Source organism: Mesorhizobium sp. B2-4-7 (genome assembly GCF_006442685.1).
In the GTDB taxonomy this organism is placed as follows: Bacteria; Pseudomonadota; Alphaproteobacteria; order Rhizobiales; family Rhizobiaceae; genus Mesorhizobium.
In genome coordinates this window covers 54,214-66,741 of the sequence record NZ_VFVH01000004.1, presented here as the reverse complement: position 1 = coordinate 66,741, position 12,528 = coordinate 54,214, and the positions used below count along the sequence as shown (strand labels likewise).

General features: G+C 64.4%; 11 protein-coding genes. 6 read left to right on the top strand and 5 right to left on the bottom strand.

Annotation, left to right across the window (positions count from 1 at the left end):
* Window positions 1-2: 2 nt before the first annotated feature.
* Complete coding sequence (locus FJ946_RS13575; protein ID WP_140564793.1) at window positions 3-1,031, bottom strand: glycosyltransferase family 2 protein; 1,029 nt, start codon at window positions 1,029-1,031, stop codon at window positions 3-5.
* 440 nt (window positions 1,032-1,471) lie between these two features.
* Between FJ946_RS13575 and FJ946_RS13570 the strand changes: the two genes are divergently transcribed.
* Window positions 1,472-1,735: a DUF6460 domain-containing protein gene (locus tag FJ946_RS13570; RefSeq protein WP_140496599.1), complete on the top strand. Its 264-nt coding sequence runs from the start codon at window positions 1,472-1,474 to the stop codon at window positions 1,733-1,735.
* A 3-nt stretch (window positions 1,736-1,738) separates the two neighbouring features.
* On the opposite strand, the gene FJ946_RS13565 is transcribed toward FJ946_RS13570, so the two are convergent.
* Window positions 1,739-2,641 carry a histone deacetylase gene (locus FJ946_RS13565; RefSeq protein WP_140564791.1) on the bottom strand — a complete coding sequence of 301 codons (903 nt, stop codon included), beginning with the start codon at window positions 2,639-2,641 and terminating at the stop codon, window positions 1,739-1,741.
* A 228-nt stretch (window positions 2,642-2,869) separates the two neighbouring features.
* On the opposite strand from FJ946_RS13565, the gene FJ946_RS13560 reads away from it, so the two are divergent.
* Complete coding sequence (locus FJ946_RS13560; protein WP_224518988.1) at window positions 2,870-4,132, top strand: MATE family efflux transporter; 1,263 nt, start codon at window positions 2,870-2,872, stop codon at window positions 4,130-4,132.
* Here the strand turns inward: FJ946_RS13560 and FJ946_RS13555 are convergent.
* Together FJ946_RS13555 and FJ946_RS13550 are read right to left on the bottom strand one after the other, a co-directional pair.
* Window positions 4,125-5,204, bottom strand: a complete 1,080-nt coding sequence (locus tag FJ946_RS13555; protein ID WP_140564790.1) for a quinone-dependent dihydroorotate dehydrogenase — start codon at window positions 5,202-5,204, stop codon at window positions 4,125-4,127. The two genes, FJ946_RS13560 and FJ946_RS13555, sit on opposite strands and share 8 nt — an antisense overlap.
* Entirely contained in the window at window positions 5,201-5,551 is a 351-nt protein-coding gene (locus tag FJ946_RS13550) for a DUF952 domain-containing protein (protein WP_140564788.1), read from the bottom strand. The genes FJ946_RS13555 and FJ946_RS13550 overlap by 4 nt, the downstream gene beginning before the upstream one ends.
* Window positions 5,552-5,658: 107 nt before the next feature.
* On the opposite strand from FJ946_RS13550, the gene FJ946_RS13545 reads away from it, so the two are divergent.
* Window positions 5,659-6,093, top strand: coding sequence for a hypothetical protein (locus FJ946_RS13545; protein WP_140496589.1), 435 nt, complete (start codon window positions 5,659-5,661; stop codon window positions 6,091-6,093).
* A gap of 126 nt (window positions 6,094-6,219) precedes the next feature.
* Window positions 6,220-6,879, top strand: coding sequence for a response regulator transcription factor (locus tag FJ946_RS13540; protein ID WP_140513279.1), 660 nt, complete (start codon window positions 6,220-6,222; stop codon window positions 6,877-6,879).
* Window positions 6,880-7,052: 173 nt separating this feature from the next.
* Here FJ946_RS13540 and FJ946_RS13535 read toward each other — a convergent pair whose 3' ends face one another.
* Entirely contained in the window at window positions 7,053-10,550 is a 3,498-nt protein-coding gene (locus FJ946_RS13535) for a PAS domain-containing hybrid sensor histidine kinase/response regulator (protein WP_140564786.1), read from the bottom strand.
* A 222-nt stretch (window positions 10,551-10,772) separates the two neighbouring features.
* Here FJ946_RS13535 and mscL point away from each other — a divergent pair, with 222 nt between their 5' ends.
* Together mscL and FJ946_RS13525 are read left to right on the top strand one after the other, a co-directional pair.
* The gene (gene mscL, locus FJ946_RS13530; protein ID WP_140564785.1) at window positions 10,773-11,195 is read left to right on the top strand and encodes a large conductance mechanosensitive channel protein MscL; all 423 of its coding nucleotides are present in this window, start codon (window positions 10,773-10,775) and stop codon (window positions 11,193-11,195) included.
* A gap of 110 nt (window positions 11,196-11,305) precedes the next feature.
* Window positions 11,306-12,472, top strand: coding sequence for a pyridoxal phosphate-dependent aminotransferase (locus FJ946_RS13525; RefSeq protein WP_140564783.1), 1,167 nt, complete (start codon window positions 11,306-11,308; stop codon window positions 12,470-12,472).
* Window positions 12,473-12,528: the final 56 nt, after the last annotated feature.

Here is a 12,528-nt window from a genome sequence, read left to right as displayed (position 1 = left end):
CCTTAGCCACGCGCGGCTCTCTTCACCATTTCCTGGAGGCGGTGGACAGGCAGGTCCTGGTTTTCGACGGCCACATCGCTTCGCGAAACGATCTCGTTGACGAAATAGAGCGGCCGCCGCTTCGTCTCCATGTACATCCGGCCGAGATATTCGCCGAATATGCCGAGCACCAGAAGCTGAACACTGCCCAGGATCAGCATGATCGCGGCAAGGCTGGTCCAACCCGGCAGCACGTTTCCCAGCGACCACTCGAGCAGCGTATAGCCGAGCACGACCATCCCCAGCGCGCCGGAAAGCATTCCCAGAAGCGAGGCAAACCGCAACGGCGCGATGGAAAAGCTGGTCATCGCATCGACAGCCAGGAGGACCATCTTCTTGAGCGGATAGTGGGTGGCGCCGGCGAAACGCCGTTGCCGCTCATAGGAGAAGGCGGCCTGTCTCAGCCCAATCCAGCTCACCATGCCGCGAATGAACCTGTAGCGCTCCGGCATGGCGTTCAGATGGTCGAGGGCGCGGCGGCTCATCAGCCTGAAATCACCGGTGTCCGGCGCGATCTCGACGTCGACCATCCGGCGCAGCAGCCGGTAGAACATCGACGCGGAAGCCAGCTTGAACCAGCCTTCGCCATCACGCTTGGCCCTTTGACCGTAAACGACATCGAAGCCTTCATCCATCTTGGCCATCATCGCGCCGAGCAGTTCAGGCGGATCCTGGAGATCGGCATCGAGAATGAGGATGCGCTGGCCCCGGCAGAACTCCAGCCCCGCGCTCAGCGCGATCTGGTGGCCATAGTTGCGGGCAAGGTCGATGGCGACGACATGGTCGTCCTTTTGCGCCAGTTCGAAAACGGCCTCGCGGGTGCCGTCGGTCGCCCCGTCGATGACGAGCACGATCTCGTAGGAAGGGTTTTGCGCCAGGCAAGCGGCGGTGACGCGTCGGTGAAGCTCAGCCACGCCGTCCCGCTCGTTATAGCACGGCACGACAACCGAAAGCATGACCGCGCGGCGCGCGCCGATTTTTTCCGCTTCCATCAAAGCCTGGCTCCCGCTCCAGGAATGGCATAGCGGCAATTGGTTAGAAAACAGATAAGCCGGCCGCGATCAGCCGCCGCCGGCTGCTCGCCTGCCATGCGCCTATGGTCGCCGGCTTGGTACCAGGGCACGATCCGCGTTAACGAGTTCCTTCGGAGCCTTCGACGGCGCGCTGTTGACGGAGCCTTGAACGGATAAACCCGCCTGTGCGGCGGGTCCCTGGCGCAACTCAGCACCATAGCCAAATATCTAGCATAGTTGCCTTCACCCTGTCAAGGAAAAAATTCCTATCATGAAAAGCCGGCGGCACCGCCGGACCGGCCGTCATAGGCTTTGTCAGCCAGGTTCAGAGCCTTGGCCCGCCCGGCTTGAAGCGGGGCGGCCAAGTGCGTATTTCTGATCCTGTCGCCGAATCGGGCGATCAGAGCCGGAGACAGGTCTTGTCCGCATTGACGCGCTTTCTCGGCGACACCCCGCTCAGGGTACTCCTGAAGTTGCTGGTGGTGTCGTTCCTCGTCGGCCTCGTCATGACCGCCTTCGGCTGGTCGCCGATGGACGTGCTCTATGGCATCCGCAAATTCTTCCTGGATCTCTGGAATCTGGGCTTCCATGCCATCGACCGCTTCCTGGGTTATATTCTGCTGGGTGCGGCGATCGTGGTTCCGGCGTTCATCCTGCTCAGAATCGCCAACTACAGGAAATAGCGGTCAGGCGTAGTCCGCCGCCGCCTCGAACAGAATGGCGTGGCGCGCCGCGAGCGCGGCCACGTCGGTAGAATAGCCGCCGCCGATGACGCCGCATAGCGCGATGCCGCGCGAGCGGAAGTGACCGATGACCATGGCGTCGCGGGCACGAAGCCCGTCGTTTGAAAGCGCCAGCCTGCCGAGCCGGTCCTCGACATGGACGTCGACGCCGGCATTGTAGAAAACGATGTCCCAGCGCGCATGGGCGGACAGCTCCGGCAAGATGGCGATCAGCCTTTCGAGATAGGCGGCATCGCCCGTGCCGTCGGGCAGTGCGACATCGAGGTCGGAGGCGATCTTGCGCGCGGGATAGTTGTGCTCGCCATGCATGGAGAAGGTGAACACGCGCGGATCGCCGGCCAGGATGTCCGCCGTGCCGTCGCCCTGATGCACATCCAGATCGACCACGAGTATGTTCCGCGCCGCGCCTTCGGCAAGCAGCACCAGCGAAGCGACGGCGACGTCGTTGAAGGTGCAGAAGCCCGCGCCTTGCGCGCGCCGCGCATGATGGCTGCCGCCGGCGGTGTTGCAGGCAATGCCGTGGCGCAAGGCCAGCCGGGCCGCCAGCACGGTGCCGCCGGTGGCGAGTTGGGCGCGCAGCGAGACGCGCGGGCCGACCGGAAAGCCGATCTCGCGTTCGATCTTTTCCGGCACCGAACAGCTGATGACCTGGTCGACATAGTCAGCCGCATGGGCACGCTTCAGCCATGGTGCGGGTGCCGCTTCCGGCATGCTGAGCGCCCCCTGCATGGCCAGTCCGCGTGCGCGCAAGGCCTCCATCAGCAGCGGATATTTGCTCATCGGAAAGCGATGGTTGACGGCGAAGCCGGCGTCGTAGTCGGGATGATGGACGATCTGGAGGGACATGGACCGGATCCGGCGGCTCGCGCCAGACCGGAATTTCGGTTGGCCGCCATGGCAAGGGTGGATTGCGCGGTGGCCGGAAAATGGGGCACACCGGCTGTTCGATCAAGCCGCAATCAGCAAGGCAGCAATTCTTTGGAGAAGGGTGCAATCCCAGCCGACGCCGGATCCCCAATCGTTCCCGGATCCTTTGTCGTCACCAACCGCACGGTGCTCGTCATCGCCGTGCCGATGACGCTCGCCTACCTGACGACGCCGCTGCTCGGCATGGTCGATACGGCTGTTGTCGGACAGCTCGGCGACGCCGCCTTGCTTGGCGGCCTGGCGGCAGGCGCACTGGTCTTTGACGTCGTCTTCACCACCTTCAATTTCCTGCGCTCCGGCACCACCGGTCTGGTCGCCCAGGCTTTCGGGCGCAACGACGCGCTGGAGGAACAGGCGGTGTTCTGGCGCGCGGTGCTGATCGCTGTTGTCGCCGGCATCGTGCTGGCGGCGCTTTCGCCGCTGATCGCGGCCGGCGGGCGGTGGTTCATGGATGCCGGGCCGCGCGTCAGCGAGGCGATGGGCGTCTATATCGGCATCAGATTGCTCGCGGCACCTTTCTCGCTGATCAACTACGCCATTCTCGGCTATGTCCTCGGCCGAGGCGAGGGCGGGCTCGGGTTGGTGCTGCAGCTGGTGCTGAACGGCATCAACATCGCGCTCTGCATCCTGCTTGGCCTGGAGCTTGGCTGGGGCGTCGCCGGCGTCGCATGGGCAACCGTCACCGGCGAATTCCTGGCCATGTTACTTGGCCTCGCCATCGTCATCAGGCGGTTCAGGGCAAGTCCGCCCGTGCCACGCCAACGCCTGCTCGACATGAGCGCGTTCCTGCGCATGCTGTCGCTCAACCGCGATATCATGATCCGCTCGTTCTCGCTGCTTGCCGCCTTTGCGCTGTTCACCCGCCAGGGTGCGCAATTCGGCACGGTCACGCTGGCCGCCAACGCCGTGCTGATGAATTTTTTCCTCGTCGCAGGCTATTTCCTCGACGGTTTCGCCACCGCCGCGGAACAGCTCGCCGGCCGCGCCGTCGGTGCGCGGGCTGAGCACCCGTTCCGGCGCGCGGTGCGGTTGACCCTGTTCTGGGGTTTCGGATTGGCGGGTGCCGCAACCCTGGTGCTTCTGCTGGCCGGTGCCAATCTGGTTGCCGTCGTCACCACGTCGCAGGAAGTCCGCTCGGTGGCCGACACCTACCTGCCCTGGGCGGCCTTCACCGCACTAAGCGGCGTGCTGGCTTTCCAGATGGACGGCGTCTTCATCGGCGCGACCTGGTCGCGCGACATGCGCAACATGATGCTTTTGTCTTTCCTGGCCTTCGCGGCCGCGCTGATTACGCTGGCGCCCGCTTTCGGCAATCATGGCCTGTGGGCGGCATTGCATGTCTTCCTGCTGGTGCGTGGCCTCAGCCTGCTGGCCATCCTGCGGCTGCGGCTGCGGACGGCGTTCAGTTGAGCGGCCTTGAAACCCATTGGTCGAGATGGCGGTCGCGCAAGTCGCTGATGGACTTGAGCCGTTCCGTCTCGGCGAAATGCGCCATGCCGGCGACGATGCGCCCCGGCAGCGCCGGCCCGGCATAGATCATGCCGGTGTAAAGCTGGACGAGATCCGCGCCTGCGCGGATCTTCTCGAGCGCCGTCTCGGCGGAGTTGACCCCACCCACGCCGATGATGGCCATGTCCGGCCCCAGCAGCCTGCGCATACGGGCCAGCACGATGGTCGAGCGCTCGAACAGCGGCCGGCCGGAAAGCCCGCCGGTCTCGCTTGCCGCGCCGCTGGAGCGTAGCGCCGGGCGAGAAATGGTGGTGTTGGAGACGATGATGCCGTCTATGGCGTTGTGGGTGACCTCGGCGGCGATGTCTTCCAGCTCGGCTTCGACCAGGTCCGGCGCAATCTTGAGAAACACCGGCGGCTGCCTTGCCGCCGCCGCGCGCGCGGCCATGACGCGCGACAGGAGCTCGCCAAGCTGTTCGCGCGCCTGCATGGTGCGCAGGCCGGGCGTATTGGGCGAGGAAATATTGACGGTGAGATAGCTGGCGTAAGGCGCGAAGCGGATGACACCGCGCTCATAGTCGTTGACGCGGTCGGCGCTGTCCTTGTTGGCGCCGATGTTGACGCCGACGATGCCGGAGCGCTCCTCGCGGCCGACCAGGCGTTTCTCGGCGGCCGCATGGCCTTCATTGTTGAAGCCGAGCCGGTTGATCACCGCTTCATCCGCCGGCAACCGGAAGATGCGCGGCTTCGGATTGCCAGGCTGCGGCAGCGGCGTCACCGTGCCGACCTCGGCAAAGCCGAAGCCGAGGCCGAGAAGCGCATCGGGCACCTCGGCATTCTTGTCATAACCGGCAGCCATGCCGAGCGGATTGGGAAAATCGAGGCCGCAGAGGCTGACCTTCAGCCGTGCGTCGCGCGCCGTCCGTGCGCCGACCGGCAGGCCGCAGCGCAGCGCCGCGATCGACAGGCCATGCGCGGTTTCCGGGTCGAACGTGAAGAGCAGCTTCTGGCCAATCCGGTCGAGCACGCTCATTCGGCCTCCAGCGCCGGGAACTGGTGGGTGCCGTCGGCGCCGAGCGGCAGCGGCCGAACCCACAGCACGGCTTTCAGGTCGAGCACGCCGTAGAGGTGCGGAAACAGCGCGCCGCCGCGGGAGGCCTCGTATTTTAGCGCATCGCCCAGGCTGGTCCCGTCGATGGCGACCAGCAGAAGCGCCGCCTGGCCGGCAAAATGCTTCGCCGCCGTCTCTTTGACCTGTGCCGCCGTGGAGAAATGGATGAAGCCGTCGGCGACATCGATCGGCGCACCGGTGAAGCGGCCGTTCGCTTCGGCCTCGCGCCAGGGCCCTTCCGGGGTTATCTTGTAGATAATCTGAGACATGGTTGCGCTATAGTCCGAACCAGCCGTGCGGGGAAGGCCGTGCCAAGCGTCTTCCCCATTTCCGGCGCAAACATGCGATATCTCAGGCTTTGGCCATGGAGGACAACATGCGTCTGCAGCACATCTTGATCCCCGCCGCGCTCGTTTCGCTGGTCGCGGCGTCTGCCTTTTCCGAGGAGACCGACCGCTATCGTCTGGAGAAATCCGCCAACGGCTATGTCCGCATGGACACGCAGACGGGCGCGATGTCGATCTGCGAGGAGCGCTCCGGCCAACTCGTCTGCAAGATGGCGGCCGATGAACGCGCTGCCTTCCAGGACGAGGTCGATCGCCTGCAAACTTCGATGAAAGCCATGGACGAGCGCGTCACCAGGCTCGAGAATTCGCTCTCGGCCCGCCTCGAATCGACATTGCCGAGCGAGGAGGATTTCAACAAGACGATGAGCTACATGGAGCGTTTCCTGAAGGGCTTCATGGGCATCGTCAAGGATATGGACAAGGACAGCGGCGACGGCGCCAAACCCAACTCGCAGAAGACCTGAAGACAGGCCGTCTGGGGAAATCCGGTGCGCCGGCTTTGCTGCTTGAAAACAGCGCGAAGCGCCTCATAATCGTTGCATCAGGTCCCGAGAAAACAGAAGACCATCAAGGGATCCGGGGAGGGATATTTGCCATCAGGCTATTCTTTCGTCATCGCCGACGATCACCCGCTGTTTCGCGGTGCGTTGCGCGAAGCGCTTGCCGGCATCGGCAATGTCACCGCTATTCACGAAGCCGGCGATTTCGAAAGCGCCAAGGCGCTGGTCGTGGCCAACGAGGAGGTCGATCTGGTGCTGCTCGACCTGTCGATGCCGGGCGCGAGCGGCCTTTCCGGCCTGATCTCGTTGCGCGGCATCCATCCGGCGGCGCCGCTGGTGGTGGTCTCCGCCCATGACGACCCGGCGACCATCCGGCGCGCGCTCGACCTCGGCGCGTCCGGTTTCATCTCCAAATCGGCCAGCATGGAGGAAATCCGCGACGCCGTGCGATCGGTCCTTGCGGGCGATATCGCGGCACCGGCCGGCATCGATCTCGGTGTCGAGCGCGATCCCGAAATATCGGACCTGATCAAGCGCTTGCAGGCGCTCACGCCGCAGCAAACCCGCGTGCTCGGCATGCTGGCGGAAGGCCTTCTCAACAAGCAGATCGCCTATGAGCTCGGCGTCTCAGAGGCGACGATCAAGGCGCATGTCTCGGCGATATTGCAGAAGCTCGGCGTCGACAGCCGCACCCAGGCGGTGATCCTGCTGTCCAAGATCGGCAGCGATCCGCTGCAGCCGGTGAGCTGAGCGCCCGAACCTGGCGGATGGTTATGCGGATGTCGGCCCGGCGACCAGTTTTTCGGAAACGCCTCGCCCGTCGGCAGAGATAGAAGCCATGCCGATGCGATGGCCGACATGTTTTGCGCCTATCTCGAAGCCTGGGCGCCGTCGGCGGGGCCGAAATGAAGCAGATCTGACAGTTACTCCGCCGCCGGCGCCAGCGGCCTGACCCTGGCCATCATCGAGCGCAGCACGGCCGGTTTGAGCGGCTTGTTGATCACCGGGACGTCGAGCCCGGCCGCCGCCGTGCGTACCTCGTTGGAACGGTCGGCGGTGACCAGCACGGCGGGCAGGTCGTCGCCGTGGATCGCTCGCAGCCCGACGATGGCGTCGAGGCCGGTTTCGCCATCGAGATGATAGTCGGCAAGGACAATGTCCGGGCGGCGGATCGCGATATCCCGGTTCGTTGTGCCGGACACGGTCTCGACGGCGCAGCCCCAGCCTTCGAGCAGCAGCCGCATGCCTTCGAGGATGCGGGCGTCGTTGTCGATACACAGCACGCTCAGTCCGGCCAGCGAAGCCGCCGCGCGGGCCGGCGCCCTGGTTTCGACCTCGCGTTTCGGTTCCTGCACGGCCGCCACCGGCAGGATGACGGAAAAGCGCGTGCCCTTGCCCGGATTGGAGAAAATACGGATCTCAAGCCTCAGCACCCGCGCGATGCGATCGACGATCGAAAGGCCGAGGCCGAGGCCTTCGGCCTCGCGCGCGCCTTCGTCCAGCCGGGTGAATTCGCGAAACACCGTGTTCAGCTTGTCGCCGGCAATGCCGATGCCAGTGTCGATCACCTGGATTTCCGCCAGTTCGCCGCGCCGCCGCACGCCAACCAGGATGCGGCCGTGACGTGTGTATTTGATGGCATTGGAAACGAGGTTCTGGATCAGGCGGCGCAACAGGTTGCGATCCGTCATCACTGTCAGCGACGAGGGCATGATCGTCAGCTTGAGTTGCTTTTCCGCGGCAAGCGGCCGGAAATCGTTGCCGATCTGGCGCAGCAATGCGTCTAGGTTGAAGGCCGTGTCGTCCGGTTTCATGGCACCGGCATCGAGGCGGGAAATGTCGAGCACGGCGCCCAGAATGGTCTCGACCGATTCCAGCGAGGAGTCGATGTTGACCGCGGCCTTGCCGGCCGGGCCCTTGCCGGCCTTTTCGATCAACGACGAGCAGTAGAGCCTGGCGGCGTTGAGCGGTTGAAGGATGTCGTGGCCGGCCGCGGCGAGGAAGCGCGTCTTGCCCAGATTGGCCTCCTCGGCAAGCATCTGCGCCTGCGCCAGTTCCTCGTTGACCCGGGTCAACTCCTCGTTGACCCTGGTCAGTTCGATGGTGCGGGTCTTCACCCGCTGTTCCAGCGACTCGTTCGCCCGCTTCAGCGCCAGGTCCTGCTCGACGCGGCCGGAAATGTCGGCATAGGTGGCGACGATGCCGCCGTCCGGCATCGGGTTGGAGCGCAGCTCCAGGATCCGGCCGCTGGTCTTCAGTTCCATCTGCCAGGGGCTGACGAAGCTGGTCAGCCGGTTGAGCATCGTCACCCGCTGGTCGGTCGGGATATCGCCGCGCTCCGCCAGATGGCGCAGGATCTGGTCGAGCGAGACGCCGACCTGGCCCATGTCGTCGGGCAGGTCGAACAGCTCGCGGTACTGGCGGTTCCAGCAGATCAGCCGGAAATCCCGGTCGAAGACGGTGATGCCCTGTTCCATCTGGTCGAGCGCGATCTGCAACAGGTCGCGATTGTGTTGCAACGCTTCCGTGGCGTCGTCGAGCAGCCGGAAGGCATCCCTGGATTCGCGGTCGTGGCGGCGAAACAGCAGCGACAGGATCAGCCGCGCCGACGAAGAGCCGACGGCGCTGGCCAAAAGCTGCTCGGAAAAGCGGATGACGTCCATGCTGGCTTGCTCATTGCCATGCAGGATGACGTTGGTGGTCTTTTCGAAGGACTGGAACGACCGCTCGGTGCGCTGCACGCCGAGATAGCGCGCGATGGTGTCCTTCAGGTCGTTGACGGTGACGGCGGTACGGAAACGGCGCAGGCTGGGCATCGGCCCGGCTTCGCGCGGCACGAAGATCGACGCCTGGATGCGCTCCAGCGGCACCGCGGCGCGCGACAGCGAGCCCAGCACGAAAAACAGTGCGTTGATCGACAGGCTCCACAGCACGCCGTGGTTCAACGGCTCCGCAACGGTGCCGAACAGCGCCTGCGGCCGCAGCGCTTCGAAGCCGAACAGGCCATGCACCAATATGCCGGTTTCGGGCGCGACGAGCGATGGCAACAGCAGCGTGTAGCCCCAGATCAGGATGCCGGCGACCATGCCGAGGGCCGCGCCCCTGCCATTGGCGCCGCGCCAGATCAGCCCGCCGATCAGCGCCGGCGCGAATTGCGCGATCGCCGCGAACGACATCAGGCCGATCGACGACAGCCGCGCGCTGTCGGTGCTCTCGCGGTAGTAGAGGAAGGCGATGAAAAGCATGATGAAGATCGATGCCCGCCGCACGTTGAGGATGAGCGTCGACCAGTCCTCGTTTTCGGAAGACGTCGTCCTCAGCAGCCGCCGCACGAACAGCGGGATGATGAGGTCGTTGGAGATCATGATCGACAGCGCCACGCTCTCGACGATGACCATGGCGGTGGCCGCCGACAGGCCGCCGATGAAGGCAGCCATGGCCAGGAAATCGTGACCGCCGAACAAGGGCAGCGACAGCACATATAGGTCGCTGCTCGTCTTCGTGCCGACCAGCGACAGTCCGGCGAAGGCGATCGGCAGCACGAACAGGTTGATCGCCACCAGATAGAGCGGAAACACCCATGTCGCGGTGCGCAGTTCCGCCTCGCTGCGGTTCTCGACGATGGTGACGTAGAACTGCCGGGGCAGAAGGATGATGGCGAAGCCACTCAGGCAGGTCAGCACCAGCCAGGTGGCGAGCGACGTCGAATAGCCCATCGCCTGCCGCACCTGGCCGTTTTCGGCCAGCTTGCCGAACATGTCGCCGGGCCCGCCGAAGATCAGGAAAGTGACCATCAGGCCGATCGCCAGGAAGGCGGCAAGCTTGACCACGGTTTCGACCGCCACCGCCAGCACCAGCCCGTCCTGGTGCTCGGTGGCGTCGGCGTGGCGCGTGCCGAACAGCACCGCGAACAGCGCCAGGAGCATGGCGACGACCAGCGAGATGTCGCTGACGAAGGGGTCGAACGAGGGCGGCGAACCGGTGTAGTGCTCGACCATCAGGCTGACGGAACCGGAGATCGCCTTCAGCTGCAGCGCGATATAGGGCACCGCGCCGATGGTCGCGATCAGCGTGGCGATGGCGGCCACGGTGAAGCTCTTGCCATAGCGCGCGCCGAGGAAGTCGGCGATCGAGGTGATCTTCTCGGTCTTGGCCAGCCGCACGAGACGGTTGAGCAAGGGAAAACCGAACACGAACACCAGCACCGGGCCGGTATAGATGCCGAGGAACTCCAGGCCGCGCTCGGAAGACAGGCCGACAGAACCGAAAAACGTCCAGGAGGTGCAATAGATGGCCAGGCTGAGCGCGTAGATGAACGGACGTGCGCGACCGGGCCCGGAGCTGGCCGAGCGGCGGTCGCCAAGGCTGGCGATGGCGAACAGAAGCGTCACATAAGCGATCGCGATGAACAAGCCCTGCACGGCTCGCGCTTCCTCCCTGGCCGGCTCGACGCCCGCTCACCGCACGCAACCACAGCTTGGAAGCTGAGTCCATCGCGGCGTTCGGCGCATGGACGTCTGATGATGCGGGTAAAAACAAACCGGTGCCTTGGCCCTTTTTCCGGTTTTGCAACCGGAGGTTTTTGCTATTGTGGGCTTGGCCGGCGCTGGAGAACGCGGCCGATCATGGCAAGGAGGGTCGAAATGCTGAAAGAATTCCAGGAATTCATTTCCAAGGGCAATGTGATGGACCTGGCCGTCGGCGTCATCATCGGCGCTGCTTTCGGCAGGATCGTCGATTCCCTTGTCAACGACATCATCATGCCGATCGTGGGCGCGATTTTCGGCGGGTTGGACTTCAACAACTACTTCTTCGGACTGTCCTCGAACGTCCACTCGGGCACGCTGGCGGAGGCAAAGAAAGAGGGCGCCGTCTTCGCCTATGGCAGCTTCATCACCGTCGTGCTGAACTTCCTCATCCTCGCATTCATCATCTTCTTGATGGTCAAGGCGGTGAACAACCTGCGCAGGCGCCTGGAGGCCGAAAAGCCCGCGCCTGCCGCCGCACCGCCGCCTGCCGATGTGCAGCTTCTGACCGAAATCCGCGATCTGCTCGCCAAGAGATAGAGGCATCAGGTTCTTCTGGACCAAAACCCCGGTCGTTCACGGCCGGGGTTTTTTGCTTTCGCCCGTAGTAGAACAGCCGGCATGCTATCCCTATTGGAACGGACCTGCCCATGCCCCTGATCCAGAACCTGCGCCCCGAGGCCCTGGCTGCGCCTGAAAGCGGTATCGTCGCCGTCGTCAACTATGGCAGGCTGCGCGACGGCTTGATCCCGCTCTGGGCCGGCGAGGGCGATCTGCCGACGCCGTCCTTCATCACCGATGCCGCGTCGAAGGCGCTGGCCGGTGGCGAGACGTTCTACACCTGGCAGAGGGGCATCCCCGATCTCAGGCAGGCGCTTGCCCGCTATTACCAGAGGCATTTCGGCAAACACTTCGCAGAGGACGAATTCATCGTCACCGGCTCGGGCATGCATGCGATCCAGCTTGCGCTCGACGCGCTCGCCGGTGCCGGCGACGAGGTGATCTATCTGTCGCCCGCCTGGCCGAATTTCGACGCCGCCGCCGCCATCGCCGGTGCAGTGCCGGTGCCGGTCACGCTCGATCAATCCGGCAATGGCTGGTCGTGCGACGTCGAGAAGATCGCGGCCGCCATCACGCCCAGGACCAGGGCGCTGTTCATCAACACGCCGTCCAATCCGACCGGCTGGACCGCCGACCATGAGACTTTGCGCGCCATTCTCGATCTCGCCCGGGCAAATGGCCTTTGGATCATCGCCGACGAGATCTATTCGCTGTTCCACTATGGCCAAGGCCGCGCGCCGTCCTTCCTCGACATCGCGACCGCAGAGGACCGCATCCTGTTCGTCAACAGCTTCTCCAAGAACTGGGCGATGACCGGCTGGCGCGTCGGATGGATCAAAACCCATCCGAGTTTGCAGCAGGTGTTCGAGAACCTGATCCAGTATTCGAATTCAGGTGTCGCCCAGTTCATGCAGCGCGGCGCGGTCGCGGCGCTCGATGAAGGCGATGTCTTCGTCGCCGGACAGGTGGAGAGGGCAAGAAAGGCGCGCGATCTGGTCTGCGGCATTCTCGGCGCCACCGACCGCGCCCGGTTCACTGTGCCGCAAGGTGCTTTCTATCTGTTCTTCAGGGTGGACGGCATCACCGATTCGCGCAGCGCCGCCTTCGAGATCGTCGACAAGGCCAATGTCGGCCTGGCGCCGGGCACGGCCTTCGGCCCGGGCGGCGAAGCCTTCCTCAGGCTGTGCTTCCACCGCCGCCTCGACCAGCTCGAGGAGGCGGCGCACCGGCTGGCGAAGTGGATGACGGCTGTTTGAGAGGTTGACGAAGCCCGAATTGAAAGTCGCTCCGGCGCGCCAGACGGCCGCCGGAG